We start from the raw sequence: 18,608 nt of genomic DNA on the forward strand, positions 1-18,608 counted from the left end.
TCTCATGAACTTTTTTCATTCATTCACCAATTTCTATTTCATCACTCATTTCATCATGGTTTAACGCTTATTCGTTTTCTTCAACCGTTGTTACATCGATGTTCAAGTCAAACAATTGCATTGGCGAAACGGTACTTGGCGCTTGAGACATTGGATCAGCTGCTTTCCCATTTTTAGGGAAAGCAATGACTTCGCGAATGTTTTCTTCACCAGCCAAGAGCATGACTAACCGGTCTAACCCAAGGGCGATGCCGCCATGTGGTGGGAACCCATAATCCAAAGCATCCAATAAGAAGCCAAATTGATTTTGCATCTCGCGACGTGAGAAGCCTAGCGCTTCAAACATATGCTCTTGCACTTCCCGTGTATGGATACGCAATGATCCGCCACCTAGCTCGTAACCGTTTAGCACGATATCGTAGGCTTGCGCATAGACTTTTGAAGGGTCTGTCGTTAACAACGGCAGATCGCTTTCTTTTGGCAATGTGAATGGATGGTGAGCAGAAACGTAGCGGCCTGCTTCTTCATCGTATTCAAATTGCGGCCAATCAGTGACCCATAGGAAGTTGAATTTGCTCTCGTCGATCAAGCCTAATTCTTTTCCTAATTTATTACGGATCGCCCCCAATGTTGCTGAAACGATCGCAAAAGAATCGGCACCAAACATCAGAATATCGCCAACTTCCGCATTAGCTGCTGCAATGATCGCGTCGGTCGCTTCCGTCAAGAATTTAGCGATCGGTCCTTTCAATCCATCTTCTTCAACTTTGACCCATGCCAATCCTTTGGCACCAAATTGGCCAGCGTAATGACCTAGATTGTCCATGTCTTTTCTGGAGTATTTGTCTGCAGCCCCTTTGGCGTTCAAGACTTTCACAACGCCGCCTTTTTCAAGAGCCATTTGGAAGACTTTAAAATCAACGTCTTTCACAACTTCTGATAAGTCGATAAGCTCCATGTCAAACCGTGTATCTGGTTTGTCACTGCCGTAGCGTCCCATTGCCTCATCATAGGTCATCCGTGGGAATGGCAAGGTAACTTCGATGCCTTTGACTTCTCGCATCACTTTTGCCAACAGCTCTTCCGTATAGGTTTGGATTTCTTCTGCCGTCAAGAAAGAGGTTTCGATATCGACTTGGGTAAATTCTGGTTGACGGTCGCCCCGCAAATCTTCGTCACGGAAGCAACGTACGATTTGATAGTAGCGATCGAAGCCAGCACCCATCAATAACTGTTTAAAAATTTGTGGTGATTGCGGCAACGCATAGAAATGACCTGGATAGATCCGTGAAGGAACCAAATAATCCCGCGCACCCTCTGGTGTTGATTTTCCTAGATAAGGTGTTTCGATATCCAAGAAGTCGTTCGTATCTAAGAAATTGCGGATCGCTTGCGTCGTTTTCGCCCGCATCACGATGTTGTTCGTCATTTTTGGACGACGCAAGTCTAAATAACGGTATTTCATGCGAATCTCATCGCCAACGGTTTGATCATCTTCAATCAAGAAGGCTGGTGTTTTTGCAGTGTTTAAAATCGTGATTTCGCTGATCATCACTTCATAGGCACCTGTCACCATTTTCGGATTGATGGCTTCTGGTGCACGATTGATGACTTGACCTGTTACTTCTAACACATATTCACTGCGGCATTTGTCCGCGATTTCCCAGGCTTCTTTCGAAACCTCAGGATTGAAGACGATTTGCACGATCCCTTCTCGGTCGCGCAAGTCAATAAAGATCACGCCCCCTAAGTCACGGCGCTTTTGCACCCAGCCTTTTAGAGTCACTGTCTGGTTTAAATGGGTCTCATTTACTAACCCGCAATATACTGTACGTTTTGTCATTCTTTTTCTCCTCACTCAAACATTTTGGTTGTCATTTCATCGTAGATCTCATCGAAGCGGGCATAAAGATCCGCTAACGGAAATTGTTTTTCTTCACGGCTTGCCATGGATTTGATATTGATCACTTGTTCTGCTAATTCTGTTTCGCCTAGAGTCAGAACCAACCGTGCCCCTTGCTTATCAGCAGATTTGAACTGGGCTTTGGCTTTACGATCCATGAAATCACGATCGGCAGAAAAACCGAAATTACGAATCGCTTGCACGACTTTCAGCGCTTCTAAATTGGTTTCTTGTCCCAAACCAACCACATACGCATCTAACTCATTCAAAGCAGGAATCACAACTTCTTCAGCTTCCATAGTGATCAATAAACGTTCGATCCCCAAAGCAAAACCAAAACCAGGTGTTTCTGGTCCGCCTAGCTCTTCCACTAAATGATTGTAACGACCGCCGGCACAGATGGTGGCTTGCGCCCCCATTTTTGGTGCCTCACTCATGATCTCAAAAATCGTGTGAGTATAATAATCCAGACCGCGCACCATATTTGAATCGATCTCATAAGGGATCTCCAACGCATCCAGCATACTCGTTACGGTTTCAAAATGTGCCTTGGCATCTGGTGTTAAGTAGTCTAGGATCGATGGTGCATCCGCCACGAATTTTTGGTCACGCTTATCTTTACTGTCAAGGACCCGCAAAGGATTTTCATGCAAGCGGCGTTTTGAATCCTCACTAAGCTCCGCTTCATGGGGCGCTAGATAATCGATCAACGCTTGCCGATAGTTTTGGCGTGTTTCTTTGTCGCCTAATGAATTGATGACCAAGCGCAATTGACTCAGTCCTAATTGACGATAAAAATCCATTGCCATCGCCATTGTCTCAACATCGGTCGCTGGATTTGCTGAACCGAAAACTTCGACACCGATTTGGTGGAATTGACGCAAACGGCCTTTTTGCGGACGTTCATAACGGAACATTGGTCCCATGTAAAACACTTTATAAGGCTTCGTATGTTCTGGTCCGAATAGTTTGTTTTCGACATAAGAACGAGCGATCGGTGCGGTGCCTTCTGGACGCAACGTCACATGACGCTCTCCTTTATCGTAGAAATCATACATTTCTTTTGAAACGATATCCGTTGTGTCCCCGACACTGCGGGCGATCACTTCAAAGTGCTCAAAAATCGGTGTCCGAATTTCGTTGAATTGATAATCGCGAAACACTAAGCGTGCTGTTTCTTCCACAAATTGCCATTTTTCGGATTCTCCTGGCAAAATATCGTTGGTTCCTTTTGGACGTTGGTAACTCATCGTATGCATCCTCCTATTTGTTTCATGGTTGCCCATGTTCTTTGCTTTCATTGCTTGTTTGCTTATTCACCTATTGCTTGTTGCTCATTGATGTGGGTGGGTTGTTCTCGTGTTTGACTTTTGGGTTATTGCGCTCTTTGCCGTTAGTTGCTGGTCATCATTTCGTTGGCTTCGACTGCAATTGAACGAAGCAAAAAATGCCAAGTACAGCTTTCATGTCTCACTTCTTACGCCAGTCATAGTGATTCCTAGTTCGGTTACTACGCTCCCTACGTCGCCTAGTACTGTTCATCATCTATTCTGTCTTGCTCCGCAAGCCAATCCCAGTGATTCCTAGTTTGGTTATTACGCTCCCTACGGTCGCCTAGTACTCTTCATCATCTATTCTGTCTTGCTCCGCAAGCCAATCATAGTGATTCCTAGTTCGGTTACTACGCTCCCTACACTCGCCTAGTACTGTTCATCATCTGCTCTGTTCCGCTTTGCGGACCAGTCGCAGTGATTCACAGCAAAAAACTCGCCCTTGTTTTTTTATACAAGGGCGAGTTTTGATTACACGCGGTACCACCTAAATTCGAGAAATGTTCTTCTCCTTCGCTCGATTAACGCTCGGTCACGGAACAGCTTTTCTTCTGTTCATCTCCAGATTGTCTTTCCTTTACACGTCCTAAACTGCTTTCAGCCGGGGCAGTTTTCTCTTTTAAGGAGTAGAATAAAGTACTCGATCCTTCACTGATTTTTGATATTATCTATAAACTACAAGAAAGCTATGAAAAAGTCAAGGTGTTTCACTGTCTTTTTCACTCCGCTGATCTCTAGTAGCATTTTCTCTAGTGGCCAACGCAAAGAAGCTCTCCTTCTGTTTGCTTTTCTTCCTTTTTGCGTTATGCTGAATAACGAAGGTTTTGTTTCTATGAAAGGAGCTGTTTTTATGTCTTTATATTCAGGCTATATCCGTCAACCACACTACTATGAGACCGATCAAATGGCGATCATCCATCACGCCAATTATATCCGCTGGTTTGAAGAAGCCCGCGTGGAATTACTCGCGTTTTTGGATTTACCATATCATACCATCGAAGAAGCGGGCTTGATCGTTCCCGTGCTGGAAGTCAGTGCGCAATACAAAACGATGATTCGCTACGAAGATGAGGTGCGAATCGATGTTTTGGTCGACAAATATACTGGCACGCGTTTGGATTTTCGCTATGAGATCTACAAAACTAGTGATGGTCAGTTGGCAACGACGGGGACTTCAAAGCATTGTTTTTTAGCAAAAGAGACCAATCGCATCGTGCATCTGAAGCGTAGTTTTCCTGAAATCCATCAACGATTTGCTGATTATGCTGCCCTGTCAGGGGAATAATCAATTCTGATCACTCATTTAAGTCAAAATCCTTGCTTTTTGAAACGGCTTTCGTATAATCAAAAGTAATTTCAGGGAAGGATGATGGCGATGTACGTGATTAAAGTTTTGCATGGTTACATTGGCAAAGATGGTCGTCGCACTCGTGAAAAAATTCCAGACAAGTTATGGGTCTTTGAAGATCGGAAGCAGTCCGAAGCATTTGCAGATAAAATTGGTGGTCGCGTCAAACCGTTAACTGAAGTCAAACAGCATACGTAAAGAAATAAGCCGTTATCGTCTTTTGCGCATAGACGATAGCGGCTTATCTTTTTTACTGCAAAACAGGATTAGTCATCCAATTCGGTTTCTAGTACTTCACCTGTTTGGGCATTGATTTTCACATCTGTTTGTTTGTTGCCATCTTCTACCTTGACTTCCCAATAGGTTACATTCATTTCTTTGTCTAATGACCAATCTGTTGCTTGACCACCGCCAGCTTCTTTCACGGCGATATCAGAAATTTCTTCCAATGAAAGCAAGTTGGTTAGGTCCAATTGATCGGCATCTTTTTTGACACCGTTTTGTTCATCGGCATCCAATTTTTCCGTTCTTTCTTCAGAAGTTTCTTTGGTTTCTGCATCGATCTTTAATTCAAACTCATTCGTGTCATCCACGCCTTCTACTTGGTAGAAGTAATTGCCAAAAGAAGTATCCAAATCAATCGAAGTGATCGCTGCATCTGGGTATTTGTCTTGGAATATTTGGATCGCTTCTTCTACGGTCACCGTAGGTAAGCCGCCATTGGCGATCGCTGCACTGCTTGAAGAGCTGTCTGTTGCTTGTGACGACGTTGTTTCACTCGATGAGGCAACTGTTGTGCTTGAGCTGCTGTTTTGCACAGGTTCTGAATTTCCCGTGTTGTTTTGTGTACATCCTGCCAATAATCCTAATGCGGCAATTCCGAATAAAATAGTTGTTTTTTTCATGTTTCATTCCTCCAATTGTTTGTGTATTCCTTTTTTCTATATATTTAGAATAACAAGTTCCTCATGAAAAAGAATCAAAAATGCTTGAAGAAAATCTAAAAAAATCTTCATCTTTCTCTTTCATTTGGAAAGGCAAGTTTAAAGATACTGCCTTGCGGTTGATTGTCTGTCACGGTAATTTTGGCATGATACTTGTCTGCCAGCTGTTTTACCAATGAAAGCCCGATGCCTGAACCAGCAATCTGACTGGAACGAGAATCTTCTACTCGATAGAACCGTTCGAAAATCAAGGTTTTCTTATCATCGGGAATCCCAATGCCAAAATCGGCGACGGTCAAAGACATCTGTGTCTGCTCTTGCGTCAAGGTCACATGAATCGGCTGATCGGCAGGTGAATACTTCGCGGCATTTTCTAACAGGTTTTGGATGATTTGCTGGAAGTCACGTTTATGCCCACGTTTCATACATTGGTTCTCCACAAAATATTCAATCGATTGCGGAACGATCGTCGCTTGTTTTTCACACTCTTCTCGGACGATCTGGGAAATATCAACGAGGGTCATTTCATCTTGGGATTGATTTTTTTCTAGGTCCAACAATTGATTGCTCAATGTTTCCAAACGCTTCGACTCTTTGTCGATAAACGCCATTGAGGAAGGAATGACTTCGGGATGTTTGGTTCCACGCCGCTGGATCAATTGGACATGTCCGCGAATCGCAGCTAAAGGTGTTCGCAGCTCATGGGAAGCATCGGCAACGAACCGTTTTTCCCGTTCGATCGTCTCTCGCTGTTCTTTCAATAATTTATTAAAGGCCAATGCCACTGAACGAATCTCGATGGGCTCTTCAGAAACCGTCAGTTCTCCTGTTCGACTTTGTTCAATCGCAGCAATTTCTTGCGCCATACCCGTAAGCTTCTGACTCCATTTCCCGACACTCCAATAAATCAGCAGACTGCCCACGACAACAGCGATCAGATTCAAGAAACTGCTGATCATAAAGAGTCCATAGGCTAATTCCACACTATCCTCCCCATTGATAGCGATCGTCACCTGATCCCCATCGACTTCTTGGGTTTTCGTGTAATAGATGCCCTCCTCTGTAAAAACGATGTCTTCGAGAAAAGGAATCACTCGCCCTTGATTGATATCGGCAAAAATCTCTTCCGCATCTTCTGATGAAACGACACTGCCATCGGCTAAGATCACTTGCAGGGCGTCTTCTTCATCTGCCGAGACATAGGCATTGACGAGAAAGTCCCAGGCATCCCCTGATGCCTCACCTTTTTCGATGGCTTCAAGGATGTTGCTGGCACGATTTTCGATATGTTCAAACAAATAACCTACGGATAATAAAATAAACAGCAGATTGAAGAGAATCAGCAGACCAAAGAGAATCAAGGAAAAGCGGCTCGTCAATTGAAATTGGGCTGTTTTTCTACGTTGGTTGGCTGGCTTATTCTTCATGATCGGTCCTCAAGACATAGCCTAATCCACGAACGGTTGCGATCATTTTGCCTTTGCCGCAAACATCCAGCTTGTTCCGCAGTGTGCGGATATAGACATCTACAACATTCGTTTGGCCGTCGTATTCATAGCCCCAAATCTCATTCAATAGGTCATCTCTCGTTTTGACGACCTCGGGTTCTTTCATCAATTCATATAAAATCCCAAACTCTTTGGGCGTCAACTCAATGGTTTCACCGGCAACCTGAACCAAGTGCTTGGCGATGTCCATCATCAGCTCCCCCGCCACTAATTGGTTTTGCTGGTTCTTTTGTTGTTTGGCTTCTCGTTGCAACCGCCGCTCGATCACCCGAATTCTGGCAAACAGTTCTTCGATTTCAAAAGGTTTCGTTAAATAATCATCTAATCCGACATCCAGCCCCGTCACCACATCGGCGGTTTGATTTCTGGCGGTCATCATCAAAATCGGGATGTCGCTTTCTTTGCGTATCCGCCGCGCCACTGTGATGCCGTCATAGATTGGCAGCATCCAATCCAATAAAATCAGATCAAAGGCATTTGCTTGCTGATTGAACAAGGTCAATGCCTCTTGCCCATCTTTGGCCCAGACCGTGTCATATCCCTCAAAAGTCAATTCGGTCTGAATAAAACTGGCTAAACTTTCTTCGTCTTCTACTAGCAAGATCTTCAAGGCCATATGCGCTCCTCCTCCTGTTTTGCTTCTATCATAACGGATTTTTTCAAAACTTCCTAACTGATTGAAAGAAAAAAATCATGAAGATTTTTTCATGTTCAACCAAAAAAGACGGCATGAACCCAGGTCCACTCCGTCTTTCATTTATTCCATATTTTTTGCTAGCTGATACGTGCCAACGAGTTCCCCTTGTTGGAGTTGAAGCACGTAAGGACATGTTTCAGCTAAAAACTCACGATCATGACTGATCACCGCTAACAGATCAACTTCTTTAGCGACTGTTCGCAACAGTTTTACGACTTCTTCCATTTGCTGCAAATCTAACCCACTCGTTGGTTCATCGAAAAACAACAAGCGTTTACCAGAAAGCAGGGCACTGCCGATGGCAACTCGTTGTTTTTCCCCACCTGACAAGGTTTGCGGATGTCGGGCAAGGAGTGGTGTTAAGTGCAACAATGAAACAATTTCTTCAAAACGCGCTGGGTTTTGGGCTTTGATCAGCAGCTCTTTTTCCACTGTTTCAAAAAACAGCTGCAAGTTAACATCCTGCATCACAAGAAAGCTTTCCTGCAGCAGCTGCTTTTGGGTCCGCTTTTGTCCATTGATGGTAAATACTGCTTCTGGGCATTTTTTTAATCCTGACAGGACTTGCACCAACGTACTTTTGCCAGCACCATTTGGTCCAACGATCCCCACCGCTTGCTTCGTCGGCAATTGTAGTTCAGGCAAGTTGAGCGCCCAATTTCTGCTGTTTGCTGAGCGTTTCGATTGCTTGATCTGCAGATGCGTTGCCCTTAATCCAGTCTTTTCTGGCAAAGATTCTCGGCAGTGCTGAGTTTCCAATGCCGCCTCGCCTACTTTTCGCAATCCCAACTCGTGAATTGCCTCCTCGGGCAGTGACAAAAGCTGAGCTGCTGGATAAGACGCCCGCAATCGTCCTGCTTCTAATAGACAGAAGCGATCTGCCAGTGGCGCCAAATACGCCAAGCGGTGTTCGGCGATCACAATGGTTTTCCCTTGTTGTTTTAAAGAAGCCAATCCTTGAGTCAACTTTTGGATCGCTTCTTGATCCAAATTACTGGAAGGCTCATCCAATAAGAACACATCATGGGGCAACATCGTGGCTGCAGCGAGAGCAATCAGCTGCTTCTCCCCACCAGATAGGTCAAAGACACTAGCATCAAGCAACGGGGTCAGGGAAAACTGCTGTGCTACTTCGGTGATTCGCTGCCGAATATTTTCTGGTGCGACGCCCGCATTTTCCATCGAAAAAGCTAACTCCGAATAGACATCCGTGGTGAAAAATTGCGTCTTGGGGTTTTGAAAGACGACGCCAATCGTCTGGGCATAATGGGAGAAATCGGCAACTGGCAAGTCTGTTTCTCCGACACGGATCTTTCCTTGCACTTCGGCGGGATACAGCTCAGGGATCAAGCCATTCAAAACATTGAGCAAGGTCGATTTTCCGCTGCCGCTAGCGCCGCACAAAACGATGACTTCCCCAGCTGCGACCGTCAAAGAGAGCTCAGATAATACGGTTCGATTTTCTCGTTTCACTGACACTTGTTCTAATGTGATCATCCAAGCCACATCCTTTTCACGATAAAGCCGCATAATGCTAAAAAGACCAAGCCATCCCACCAGCGCAGCTTCAGTTCGTGGACGGTGGTATGGGGAGTTTCTGATGCTAGCCCGCGAACCAGCGCCGTAGCCGACAGTTCGGTTGCGGTCTTTTCAGCCGACATCAGTAATGGGATCAAAAAATACTCCGCACTTTGCAGCGGATGAAGCAAGATAGAACCTGCCGACAGCGAGATGCCGCGAAAGCGCATCGCTTGGCGAATACTTTTGAAATCTTGTACCAATGTGGGAAAAAAACGAAATAAGACTGCCAAAGGAACTAACAATACGTTGGGCACGTGCATTTTTTGCAGCGCAGCCATCCACTCACTGTTTTTCGTCCCGCTAATGGCAAAAGCCGCCGCCATGATCGTTGGTAATAAGCGGCGATAACCGACGGAAAAGAAATCCAGCAACACGATCAATGCGTGGTTGCCTTGGCGAAACAAGAAACTATCTGCCATTGTCAGCAAAACAAACACGCCATAGAGCAGCAAGCCTTTTTTCCAAAAGCCGCTGACTATAAATAGTAGCAGTAAGAAAGTGACAAAGGCAAACTCATCGATCCAGCTGATGGTCACCATCATAGTAAAACTAGCAAAGAGAATCACCGCTAATTTGCTGCGGGGATCAAACCTTGTTTTCGACACATTCCTCACCCTTTATGCGATTGGATCGTTGGTTGAAAATGTTTTTCCATCAAGCGACTGCCGATACCTAAACCAGCCACCGCACCAATCAAAACCGCCAGTGCACAAAGTCCTAACATCAAATTGGAGGTATGAGCAAACACGCCGGCAATGTAGGTTTCATCTTTTCCACGAGCCACTAATGAATCGATGTAGGCATTTTTCATAAACCACAGGGGTAAGATCGGACCCATCAAGCCAAAACTAAAGACGATATAACTCGCCAGTACGCGAACGTTCTCTTTGAGCTTTGTTTTGTATTGGATCAAATCAGCTGCTAAGGCACAAATCATATTGGGCAAAAAGGCCAATGGAAAATGTCCTGAAATCAAAAAAAAGAGCCCTACCACGGTACCCATAATGGTGATTGCGCCAAATTTCGGTACTTTATTCAATAAAATCAGATAGATAATGCCAGAAAACAAAGCGGTGACTGCTGGAATAAATAAATTATGAAAACCTGGGATCACAAAACGCAAAATCAATAGACAGACGCTCATTAAAAGAAAATAGATCGCTGTATAGATCCCTACTGCAATTAAATCTTGAACCTTTAGTTTTTTCACTGCGTATTCGCTCCTTCTTGCAAGCAATCAATGAAAAAATCGTTGCTGCTTGCTTGTACAAACTTATTTTTACAAAGCCTCAGTATAGCACAAAGCAGACGTTTTTATGGGGAGATATGCTTACCAACAGTCGATTTTCTTCTAAAACAGAACCAACAAATAGAGGTGTCTTCTGAATGGCTCCATTTCAACACACAGGTACCTTTAAAGAATCACTAATGGAAAAATGAATCTTTCACACGCTTAGTTGTTTTCTCCTCTTCCCATCTTTGCGAAATTAATGAATAATAGACAAGGACAAACACTTAAAATCAGCAAAGACTCGCCATCTTTTTTCTTTTTTTTAGAAACCAGCAGGTATGTCTAAAAAAAAACAATAACCAAGTTGACCGTCGCTTGTTAACGGAAGAAAATCAACGCTGTACCGCTATGTAAACACCCCAAACCCAACTGTAAAAACATTTTGACACTTGATTTCAAGGTATTGTCAAAGACATTTGATCGTTAGAATGCAGACATTGGCCTAAACTAATGGTAGAAGGAGCGGATAAAATGAACTTAAGCAAACAAATAAAAAAACATCGGGAACGATTAAGTCTCTCTCAGGAAGGGCTGGCAGAAAAACTCTATGTCTCCCGACAAACGATCTCCAATTGGGAGAATGAAAAAAGCTATCCTGATGTTCACAATTTATTATTGCTCAGTGTTCTATTTGATGTTTCTTTAGATGAATTAGTCAAAGGGGATGTTGAACAAATGAAAGAAACGATTGAGAAAACAGAAATGGATCGTTACACAAAAATGATGCTGCTTTTTATACTATTGACCGCACTCTCTGTTGGGCCTGCTCTTTATTTACCCGGATACTGGTGGATTGTCCCGCCTCTATGTTTTTGGCTCGTCTCCATGTATGCCGCATTAAAGATCGAAAAAATCAAGAAAACCCAAAATATCAAAACGTATAAAGAGATCGTTGCCTTCATGGAAAATCAAGACCTCGATGCCATTAGGATAAAGCGCGACGTCAAAAAAGATTTCCTTTCAACAGCAGTCATCGTCGTGGTCTTTACCTTGATCGTCGGTATCATCGCATGCCTTAGTACACTGCCGCATTTACTGATGCGCTGATCAAAACACAGGTTGAAGCTGCTTTTATGATGAAGCCGCTTCAACCTGTGTTTTTTTCAATTCAATGATCTCATCCGCATAAATCAAATTTTGCGGGCGATGGGTGATCATAATGACTAGTTTATTTTTCAATTGGTCTTTGATCGCTGCAAAAAGCTTTTCTTCTGTTGTTTCGTCTAAAGCAGATGTGGCTTCATCAAGGACAATGACTTCTGCGTTTGTGAAAAACAATCGGGCAAAAGCGATCCGCTGTTTTTCCCCACCAGAAAGGTTGGCTCCTTTTTCTCCAATTTCAGCAGACAGTCCTCCCTTGAGTGCCTGATAGAATGCGCCTAATTGACATTTTTCTAATACCGCTATGATTTCCTCGTCTGCGATTTCCTTATCAAAAATAATATTCTCTTTCAGCGTTCCTTGGAAGATTGGGGCATCTTGCGATAGATAAAAGATATGCTCATAGAAATCATTTAAGTTGTAAGCAGCTAAATTTTTGTGATTGATCAGGATCGCACCGGTCGTCGGCTGATACAAGCCTAAAATCGTTTTGACCAGCGTTGATTTTCCTGCGCCGCTTTCTCCTACTAACCCATAAATCGCTCCCCGCTTCAGCTCCAGTGTGCTATTGGTTAAGATTTGCTTTTCTTGAAGTGTGACGGATAGATCCTTAACTGTGATGCAGTTGATGGTCTCAGACAATGCATCGCCTTGTGTTAATGCTTTGTCCTCTGGCAGATAGAAAAATTCGTTTAACCGTGCAAAGGCAACTTTATCTAAGTTGTATTGAACAAAAATCACGTTAAATATTGCAACAGGCGTGTAGATTCGATCCACATAAATAATCAGTGCTGCTAAACCGCCCAAACTGACCGTAATCTGATTTGTAAATGCCAGTACCACAATTGCGACTTTGATCAATGCGACTAAAACTGCAAAAAAACCAAAGAAAAACTCATGGATCATCGTCATTTTTGTCAAACGTTCTGTTGTGTCAGCAGACATGTTTTTATATTGTGCGATCTCTTTTTCAAACCGTTTATTGATCCGAAACGTGACCATTTCCGTTAGTCCGCGAATAAAGGTGCTATTCATGGTTTCTTCTGAAACTAGCGCACGTTCTTTAAGAGAGCGTAAAACTTTCAAAAGCAGATTGGTCACGATAAACACCACTAGATAGCCTATAAGGATCGCTGGAATCAATCTTTTATCGATCATAGCAATAAAAGCTAAGTTAAACAGTGTTTCGGGAAGCAATTCTTTAAACAAGCGTCCGTAAAAATTCAAATGGATATTTCTGCCTGCCGTTGCTCCCGCTTCGGTTTTCTGTAAGAGTGCTCCAGAGCCGATCTGTAAGTATTCGGAATAGGCAATCTTGCTGATTTTTACTAAAGCTTGTTCTTTGAGATAGAAATACATGCTGTTGTACAATGTTGTTTTTGGTTTCTGCTCGAGATAGGACAAAAGTGGTACCAGTACTAGCGTTAACCCATAGATAAAAACAACTGGCCAATCAAGTGTCTTGCCAAATGAATCGAGTAGTTTTTGAAAATAAAAAACATTCGCGGCACTCAAAAATGAGACCGCAATTCCAATCCCAACATATACCGTCAATCCTTTTTTAAAATGCCGCCATAAATCAATTGCCATCGTATGCTCCTTTTGCTGCAGTGTTCGTGGAAAAATCGTAAGGTAAATAAAACAAACGCTTTCAAAAGTATAATCTATTTTTCGCTTAATGGAAAGAAACATATGAAAGATAGTGAGAAACCATTCTTCGGTCATCGAGAAAAAACAAAAAAACCCCGCTCAAAGAGCGGGGCTAACGTTGTTGCCAACGATTGATTATTTGTTTAAAGCGTCTTTTGCTTGGTCAGCTAGAAAATAGCTTGAATATGATTTAATACACTTGAATCATGCTGATAAACCAAGCTTTTAGGATGCAATCATTCAGAATAATTTAACTGAATTTAAAATTATTCTGGGTCAAATCTGGGTCAAAAAACATATAGCGTGGGGCGCTTTAAGGGGATGTATTACTAAATAATTTGAGTAATTAATAAGATTTGATAGGCTCTTTCGAGAGCTTTTTTATTTTAAAAAATACCTCGATTAGGGTATTTAACTATTGATATTACCCTAATAAGGGTATATAATAAGATCATAAATAAGAGAGAGGAATGAATCAACATGAGAGCAATCATTAAATTCAACAAAAATACAGATGTGAAAGAAATCGAAAATGTTATCGAGGCTGCTGTTAAGAAATATGTTGTGAAAAACGATCGCTATTCTACTACTGCGAACAGTGCTTTTGAAATCGAAAAAAACGGTAACGAATATAAAGTCGTAGGCAAAAGAATCAATAGTCATTACATCGATTTGCAATTATGTTATGACGAGTTAGCAGATGACGATATTTACGAGCTAACAATCGATACTTACAATATTTTTGAATTCGAAGGTTATGTTGAACGCACTGAATTTTCTGATTTAGTAACTGTTGAAGAAGATAAAGCTCTTGTTGTCGATGACAAAGAATTCACTGAAACAAAACAAAGTATCAAATATGCAGAGCGTTTATATCTTGAAGATGATGCTGCGTCATGGGAAACAGCGCATACAATCATCGATAAAGAACAAAACAAATTAAATGAATTGAAAGAAGCGAATAAGAAAATGATTATCAATACTGAACATGTAGAAGAAATGTTAAAAACTATGACAGCGAGAGAAATTTCGAAAAAAACTGGTGTTTCTGAACGTACAATACAAAAATATAAGTCTGGCGAATTGAGTTGGCTTGGGAAAAATTCTCTTGCACTTGCTGAAGTTGCTGAACAAACAGCACAAATGCAATACTATGTAAATGTCAATGACAATAGAGTTATTGAAGCAACAGAATATATTGATGTGATTATTAGAGAAGCGGTAGAAGTTTGGGAAGAACTTGACGAAGAAGAAAAACAAGACTACGATTTTAAATTCACTAAATTTTATGAAGAATATAGCGAAATTGATAAAGACTTTGTCATGTCAGACAAAAAAGGAAATGTGCTTGATGATGAAAATCAAGCATGGAATGACTACACTATTTCATATCAAGCGGAAAAACTTGCAAAATACGCGAACTAAGAAGGAGAAAATAAATGAATTATCGCTTTCTACAGCTCTATCAAAGAGCTATAGAAAGCGATAATGTGAATGATTTTGTCAAACAAGCCGGTCTAAATTTGATAGATGTTGACAACGTTGAATTGTTATTAACACATATTTACAATCTTGCTAAAAATGAATGAATAGAACTGATAATACACAAAAATACCCACTCCGAAGAGTGGGACCCTTAAAGGGACTTTATGAAAAAATTAAATTGGATAAACAGATTATAAAACATGAAATAAACTTTTTCAATATCGATCTTATCAAAAATCAGCGCTTTCAGTAAAATCAACAAGTAGTCTTTAGGCGATGAAAAATTATTGATTATTTTTTTTACCGATGATATTCTTAATACAATAGAAAGGGGAGAAATAATATGGCCAATACATCTATCAAATGTACAGAAATGGTTTTTACTGACTCTAAAAGCTATAACCGATTTATGGATAGTATTTTTGGCAAAGATAAACAATTTACAAATGAAAATGCAAAAAAAACAGCAAAAAGAGTGAATGCTATTAAAACACTCAATATCGATGGAAAATCTTACAAAATCTAAGAGGTTACTAAAATCATATGTTTATTGATAATGAAGTACAAATTAAGAAGATTTCAAACATTGATGACGAAGAAAAAGCCTTAGTACAGGCTTTTTCTTGTGGAAAACCTCATATTGATGATTACTTGAAAAATGATGCTCTAGAAGATTTACTATTTGGCATTACAAAAACTTTTCTATTTTTTATGGAAATTAAAGGTAACAAACAATTAGTGGGGTATTTCACCTTAACAACTGATAGAGTTCTGGTTACTAATAAGTCAAACATACATAAAAATTTAAAAAAATGGGATAATCCTGTAAAACGACAGTCTATACCAGGGATTCAAATTCATCATTTTGCTGTAAAAAAAGAACTACAAAAACAGAATTATGGTATCAATTTAATGTTTTATATTTTTTCGTTTATAAAATATACAATTTTGCCTCATGTTGGCTCATGCTTAATCACAGTTCAAAGTGAAAAAGATGTCCAGAATTTCTATAAAAAAATAGGATTTGAAAAAACTGGTGAAACTAGAGATTGTAACATTAGTATGGCCTACACAACTAATCAGCTTTTTATCGAAGATTAAAAGATATTCCCTTGAATATCTTTTTTTATTATGTACAAGCCCGCCGAAGCGGGCTTTTTGTTTTACCAAGATAGTTTATTATAGTTAAGCGCTCGTTGCAATGCCTTGACCATATTAGATACAATCTAATTATCAACAGTAAAATATTTTTATACTACCGCTGCATATCTCCGATTACCTGACGCACCAATCCAACTTAGCCAAACATAGCCACCAGCAACCACCTTTGAATCATAATTAACTGTCTCACCTTTAGAATACGATCCTACAATAGCTGATGATGTCGATGCTGCAGCTCGAATATTTGTATTTTCTGTAAACTTGTAAGCACCTCTATTGGGCAGATTAGAACCTTTCAAATTACTCTTACTAGCATTAGAAGATGAAATAGATTCTAAATCTTGTCCCAAAACCCAGCTATTAATTTTATCTAATAAAAATGCATACTGTGAACGTGATTTATTGACAGTTTTTACCTGTTTTACTTTGTACGATGACCCTTTCACAAAATCTGCAATTTTTTCTCCGGTAAAATAGTGTGTCGCACTTTTCTTTACTTTCACAGTAGATCCAACCGCATATTTAGTTTTAACTGTAATCCCAGTATTATTTGCTGATACAGATAGTTTTGAATTAGAAATATTTGTCTGATATCCAAATACTTGTAATGCTGCATTTACTCCTTGTTCCATTTTCGCCATCAATGCTTGCATGTCTTTTTTGTTATCGATAAAGCCCCATTCAATCAAAAGAACTTTCTTTCCCGATCCCGAATTACGTGCAATTCCTAACCATGTACCATCTTTCGCCCCTCGGTCAACCAAACCTAAAGCTTTAGCAATTGCAGCTGATAATTTTGCTGCAGTAGGTTTACTATCTAGCGACCCGTACAATACTTCTACTCCTGTTGCTGATCCATTAAAGGCATTCAAATGATTAGAGATATGCCAACCATCCGCACACTTATTAATATTATTCGCAACATTATTTACGATCGCATTTGCAGTTGTTCCTGTATTGTCAGTGACATCTTTAACGCCTGTTTTCTTTACCATCATAGCTGTGATCGTGCGAGCGACATCTGCTTCTTTATAACCACATCCAATCGCTCCCGGATCTGTCCAAGAGCTTCCATTTTTTCGGCCACCATGTCCAGCATGTACTGATTGAATACTCATTTTTCATTCTCCTTTACATTGTTAATTACAACTGAAAATTCTATTGCCGCTAATTCATTTGCTAATGCTTCAGCTTCTTTCAATAGTTTTAAGTACTTCTCTACTTTTTCTGTTGCTTCTTCAATCCCAATCACATTAGCAGTTACATTAATTGTATTTTTCATGTTTCATCATCCTTTCTTATAAAAAAGAGCAGCCGATTGGCTACTCCTTCTTCTCAGTGAACTCTTGCCCGTCACCATAATCAGACGTTTGTTCCTTTTCGTATTGACCACTTGCAATATTCAGAAAGACACCTGCTAGCGTCGCAACAGCCGTGATCGTTCCAACAATGATTTCTGTTGAGAATCCATATAAACCGCCTAAAGTTACGATAAATGCCGTGATTCCTGGCACCCCAACAGTCAACACTTTTTTGGCTAAATTGTATTGCTTGTTTGTTAACTTCATGTTATTCACCTCTTCCTTTAAACAAAGTCTTCAATTTTTCTTCATGTCGTGCTAGTTCTAGTTCGTGTTCGTCTAATCGTTTGTCATGTTTTTTGATTTCGTCGTACATCAATTTCCGATCTTGTTCAAAGCTGTTTAGTTTTTCACCAAAGCCTTCTAATTGATATAAAATATCCGTTAAAGTTTTATTGATACCGTGAATACCTTTGACAAAAGATACGACGCCACTGCCAATCAATGCGATTAAAAACCACCACTCTTTAACAAATGTAAAAAAATCTACAATCCACATGTTGCTCACCTGCTTTTTGACCAAATAACGTAGAATTACATTTCATTTTTCTCTGTAGACTCTGTCAACAATTCATCTTCAACTTTCCAAACCTCATCTTGAAATGCATCTATATCTTTTCGGCATTCTTCCTTGTTCTGACGATAAACTGCTTGATTTTCAATTGATTGATTAATATTCGTATTTCCAGCCGTATCTGTTGTTACATTCGCTGACAAATACACAATTCGTTGCCCATTTATTACCGATCCGCCTGTAATACTGATTGATTTATTAATATTTAGTGTCATAATAGATTCCTCCAATATTTTTTATTTAAAAAAGGACACTGATTACTCAGCATCCTTTTTTTCAAACTCATCTAATAACCGATCGTAAATCTCGGCATCCTTTCCCGAAAGTATTCCTTCATAACTCCCTAAGATTCGTGGGAGCTCGTCGATATTTTTTGCATACATACCGCCTTCAATCACAATCTCTTCTTCCATTAAAACCCCACGTTCTTTGTTAAAAGCTATCACATCCTGCTTGTTTTGTTCATTTTCAGGTTTAATTTGTCCCTCTTGATCTAACAATCCAAATTTACTTAACAATTTTTTCTCTTCATCAATCAACTCAACAAATGCATTTCTAAGTAAATTAACTAATTTTGTTCGATGTCGGCTATCTCTTGCAGAAAGCTCCATCTTTTCAAGAAATTCAATTGCTAAATGTAATTCTTTATTTTTCACTGTGATCTCCATGATTT

The 18,608-nt window shown here is 40.5% G+C and carries 22 protein-coding genes and 1 other annotated feature; of the genes, 7 read left to right on the forward strand and 15 right to left on the reverse strand.

All coding sequences use genetic code 11. The annotated features are described in order from the left end of the window. Positions 1–67: 67 nt before the first annotated feature. Positions 68–1,843 carry an aspartate--tRNA ligase gene (aspS, locus tag IGI96_RS04360; RefSeq protein ID WP_086337869.1) on the reverse strand — a complete coding sequence of 592 codons (1,776 nt, stop codon included), beginning with the start codon at positions 1,841–1,843 and terminating at the stop codon, positions 68–70. 11 nt (positions 1,844–1,854) lie between these two features. Beyond that, entirely contained in the window at positions 1,855–3,153 is a 1,299-nt protein-coding gene (hisS, locus tag IGI96_RS04365; RefSeq protein ID WP_060791494.1) for a histidine--tRNA ligase, read from the reverse strand. 534 nt (positions 3,154–3,687) lie between these two features. Continuing rightward, positions 3,688–3,895 (reverse strand) — a binding site (T-box leader). 189 nt (positions 3,896–4,084) lie between these two features. Here hisS and IGI96_RS04370 point away from each other — a divergent pair. Both IGI96_RS04370 and IGI96_RS04375 read left to right on the forward strand, forming a co-directional pair. Beyond that, positions 4,085–4,519, forward strand: coding sequence for an acyl-CoA thioesterase (locus IGI96_RS04370; RefSeq protein ID WP_086337868.1), 435 nt, complete (start codon positions 4,085–4,087; stop codon positions 4,517–4,519). 90 nt (positions 4,520–4,609) lie between these two features. Further along, the gene (locus tag IGI96_RS04375; RefSeq protein WP_008379536.1) at positions 4,610–4,780 is read left to right on the forward strand and encodes a hypothetical protein; all 171 of its coding nucleotides are present in this window, start codon (positions 4,610–4,612) and stop codon (positions 4,778–4,780) included. A gap of 68 nt (positions 4,781–4,848) precedes the next feature. Here IGI96_RS04375 and IGI96_RS04380 read toward each other — a convergent pair whose 3' ends face one another. The 6 genes from IGI96_RS04380 to IGI96_RS04405 all read right to left on the reverse strand — a co-directional run bounded on the left by IGI96_RS04380 (position 4,849) and on the right by IGI96_RS04405 (position 10,522). After that, on the reverse strand, positions 4,849–5,487 hold the full coding sequence (locus IGI96_RS04380) for a PepSY domain-containing protein (protein WP_086337867.1): 639 nt from the start codon (positions 5,485–5,487) through the stop codon (positions 4,849–4,851). 107 nt (positions 5,488–5,594) lie between these two features. Further along, complete coding sequence (locus IGI96_RS04385) at positions 5,595–6,953, reverse strand: sensor histidine kinase (RefSeq protein ID WP_086337866.1); 1,359 nt, start codon at positions 6,951–6,953, stop codon at positions 5,595–5,597. Continuing rightward, positions 6,943–7,650 (reverse strand): response regulator transcription factor, encoded by a 708-nt coding sequence (locus IGI96_RS04390; protein WP_008379528.1) that lies wholly within the window; start codon positions 7,648–7,650, stop codon positions 6,943–6,945. The genes IGI96_RS04385 and IGI96_RS04390 overlap by 11 nt, the downstream gene beginning before the upstream one ends. Positions 7,651–7,791: 141 nt before the next feature. Further along, the gene (locus IGI96_RS04395) at positions 7,792–9,228 is read right to left on the reverse strand and encodes an ABC transporter ATP-binding protein (protein WP_086337865.1); all 1,437 of its coding nucleotides are present in this window, start codon (positions 9,226–9,228) and stop codon (positions 7,792–7,794) included. Continuing rightward, complete coding sequence (locus IGI96_RS04400; protein ID WP_086337864.1) at positions 9,225–9,926, reverse strand: energy-coupling factor transporter transmembrane component T; 702 nt, start codon at positions 9,924–9,926, stop codon at positions 9,225–9,227. The genes IGI96_RS04395 and IGI96_RS04400 overlap by 4 nt, the downstream gene beginning before the upstream one ends. After that, positions 9,923–10,522 carry an MptD family putative ECF transporter S component gene (locus tag IGI96_RS04405; RefSeq protein WP_016609843.1) on the reverse strand — a complete coding sequence of 200 codons (600 nt, stop codon included), beginning with the start codon at positions 10,520–10,522 and terminating at the stop codon, positions 9,923–9,925. Before IGI96_RS04405 ends, IGI96_RS04400 begins: the two co-directional genes overlap by 4 nt. A 552-nt stretch (positions 10,523–11,074) precedes the next feature. On the opposite strand from IGI96_RS04405, the gene IGI96_RS04410 reads away from it, so the two are divergent. Beyond that, positions 11,075–11,650 (forward strand): helix-turn-helix transcriptional regulator, encoded by a 576-nt coding sequence (locus IGI96_RS04410; protein ID WP_086337863.1) that lies wholly within the window; start codon positions 11,075–11,077, stop codon positions 11,648–11,650. Positions 11,651–11,674: 24 nt separating this feature from the next. Here IGI96_RS04410 and IGI96_RS04415 read toward each other — a convergent pair whose 3' ends face one another. Further along, positions 11,675–13,294, reverse strand: coding sequence for an ABC transporter ATP-binding protein (locus IGI96_RS04415; protein ID WP_086337862.1), 1,620 nt, complete (start codon positions 13,292–13,294; stop codon positions 11,675–11,677). A gap of 540 nt (positions 13,295–13,834) precedes the next feature. Here IGI96_RS04415 and IGI96_RS04420 point away from each other — a divergent pair. The 4 genes from IGI96_RS04420 (at position 13,835) to IGI96_RS04435 (ending at position 15,940) form a co-directional block, all read left to right on the forward strand. Continuing rightward, positions 13,835–14,779: a hypothetical protein gene (locus IGI96_RS04420; RefSeq protein WP_438784841.1), complete on the forward strand. Its 945-nt coding sequence runs from the start codon at positions 13,835–13,837 to the stop codon at positions 14,777–14,779. 14 nt (positions 14,780–14,793) lie between these two features. Continuing rightward, on the forward strand, positions 14,794–14,943 hold the full coding sequence (locus IGI96_RS04425; protein WP_438784842.1) for a hypothetical protein: 150 nt from the start codon (positions 14,794–14,796) through the stop codon (positions 14,941–14,943). Positions 14,944–15,182: 239 nt separating this feature from the next. Next, entirely contained in the window at positions 15,183–15,365 is a 183-nt protein-coding gene (locus tag IGI96_RS04430) for a hypothetical protein (RefSeq protein ID WP_137264353.1), read from the forward strand. Positions 15,366–15,382: 17 nt separating this feature from the next. Beyond that, positions 15,383–15,940, forward strand: coding sequence for a GNAT family N-acetyltransferase (locus tag IGI96_RS04435; protein WP_252712662.1), 558 nt, complete (start codon positions 15,383–15,385; stop codon positions 15,938–15,940). A gap of 149 nt (positions 15,941–16,089) precedes the next feature. Here the strand turns inward: IGI96_RS04435 and IGI96_RS04440 are convergent, their stop codons facing one another. From IGI96_RS04440 to IGI96_RS04465, 6 genes are read right to left on the reverse strand one after another with little or no spacing between them, the layout of a single operon-like run. Continuing rightward, positions 16,090–17,118: an N-acetylmuramoyl-L-alanine amidase gene (locus IGI96_RS04440; RefSeq protein WP_438784843.1), complete on the reverse strand. Its 1,029-nt coding sequence runs from the start codon at positions 17,116–17,118 to the stop codon at positions 16,090–16,092. Continuing rightward, a complete protein-coding gene (locus tag IGI96_RS04445; RefSeq protein WP_438784844.1) occupies positions 17,115–17,282 on the reverse strand; it encodes a hypothetical protein in 168 nt (55 codons plus the stop codon). Before IGI96_RS04445 ends, IGI96_RS04440 begins: the two co-directional genes overlap by 4 nt. Before the next feature lie 40 nt (positions 17,283–17,322). Further along, a complete protein-coding gene (locus IGI96_RS04450; RefSeq protein ID WP_438784845.1) occupies positions 17,323–17,568 on the reverse strand; it encodes a phage holin in 246 nt (81 codons plus the stop codon). A gap of 1 nt (position 17,569) precedes the next feature. Next, on the reverse strand, positions 17,570–17,860 hold the full coding sequence (locus IGI96_RS04455) for a hypothetical protein (RefSeq protein ID WP_438784847.1): 291 nt from the start codon (positions 17,858–17,860) through the stop codon (positions 17,570–17,572). Between the two features lie 35 nt (positions 17,861–17,895). Beyond that, positions 17,896–18,150, reverse strand: a complete 255-nt coding sequence (locus IGI96_RS04460; protein ID WP_438784848.1) for a hypothetical protein — start codon at positions 18,148–18,150, stop codon at positions 17,896–17,898. 42 nt (positions 18,151–18,192) lie between these two features. Beyond that, the gene (locus IGI96_RS04465) at positions 18,193–18,603 is read right to left on the reverse strand and encodes a DUF1617 family protein (protein WP_438784849.1); all 411 of its coding nucleotides are present in this window, start codon (positions 18,601–18,603) and stop codon (positions 18,193–18,195) included. Positions 18,604–18,608: the final 5 nt, after the last annotated feature.

Origin of the sequence: Enterococcus sp. DIV0421, from assembly GCF_051713745.1 — a bacterium.
Classification (GTDB): Bacteria; Bacillota; Bacilli; order Lactobacillales; family Enterococcaceae; genus Enterococcus_D; species Enterococcus_D casseliflavus.

Bases quoted from the DNA above. Each gene is read 5' to 3' on its own strand.
- IGI96_RS04445 (WP_438784844.1), bottom strand. From the start codon at position 17,282: ATGAAAAATACAATTAATGTAACTGCTAATGTGATTGGGATTGAAGAA.
- IGI96_RS04415 (WP_086337862.1), bottom strand. From the start codon at position 13,294: ATGGCAATTGATTTATGGCGGCATTTTAAAAAAGGATTGACGGTATAT.
- aspS (WP_086337869.1), bottom strand. From the start codon at position 1,843: ATGACAAAACGTACAGTATATTGCGGGTTAGTAAATGAGACCCATTTA.
- IGI96_RS04450 (WP_438784845.1), bottom strand. From the start codon at position 17,568: ATGAAGTTAACAAACAAGCAATACAATTTAGCCAAAAAAGTGTTGACT.
- IGI96_RS04430 (WP_137264353.1), top strand. From the start codon at position 15,183: ATGGCCAATACATCTATCAAATGTACAGAAATGGTTTTTACTGACTCT.
- IGI96_RS04440 (WP_438784843.1), bottom strand. From the start codon at position 17,118: ATGAGTATTCAATCAGTACATGCTGGACATGGTGGCCGAAAAAATGGA.
- IGI96_RS04370 (WP_086337868.1), top strand. From the start codon at position 4,085: ATGTCTTTATATTCAGGCTATATCCGTCAACCACACTACTATGAGACC.
- IGI96_RS04425 (WP_438784842.1), top strand. From the start codon at position 14,794: ATGAATTATCGCTTTCTACAGCTCTATCAAAGAGCTATAGAAAGCGAT.
- IGI96_RS04390 (WP_008379528.1), bottom strand. From the start codon at position 7,650: ATGGCCTTGAAGATCTTGCTAGTAGAAGACGAAGAAAGTTTAGCCAGT.
- hisS (WP_060791494.1), bottom strand. From the start codon at position 3,153: ATGAGTTACCAACGTCCAAAAGGAACCAACGATATTTTGCCAGGAGAA.
- IGI96_RS04420 (WP_438784841.1), top strand. From the start codon at position 13,835: ATGAGAGCAATCATTAAATTCAACAAAAATACAGATGTGAAAGAAATC.
- IGI96_RS04435 (WP_252712662.1), top strand. From the start codon at position 15,383: ATGTTTATTGATAATGAAGTACAAATTAAGAAGATTTCAAACATTGAT.
- IGI96_RS04395 (WP_086337865.1), bottom strand. From the start codon at position 9,228: ATGATCACATTAGAACAAGTGTCAGTGAAACGAGAAAATCGAACCGTA.
- IGI96_RS04385 (WP_086337866.1), bottom strand. From the start codon at position 6,953: ATGAAGAATAAGCCAGCCAACCAACGTAGAAAAACAGCCCAATTTCAA.
- IGI96_RS04375 (WP_008379536.1), top strand. From the start codon at position 4,610: ATGTACGTGATTAAAGTTTTGCATGGTTACATTGGCAAAGATGGTCGT.
- IGI96_RS04465 (WP_438784849.1), bottom strand. From the start codon at position 18,603: ATGGAGATCACAGTGAAAAATAAAGAATTACATTTAGCAATTGAATTT.
- IGI96_RS04380 (WP_086337867.1), bottom strand. From the start codon at position 5,487: ATGAAAAAAACAACTATTTTATTCGGAATTGCCGCATTAGGATTATTG.
- IGI96_RS04410 (WP_086337863.1), top strand. From the start codon at position 11,075: ATGAACTTAAGCAAACAAATAAAAAAACATCGGGAACGATTAAGTCTC.
- IGI96_RS04460 (WP_438784848.1), bottom strand. From the start codon at position 18,150: ATGACACTAAATATTAATAAATCAATCAGTATTACAGGCGGATCGGTA.
- IGI96_RS04455 (WP_438784847.1), bottom strand. From the start codon at position 17,860: ATGTGGATTGTAGATTTTTTTACATTTGTTAAAGAGTGGTGGTTTTTA.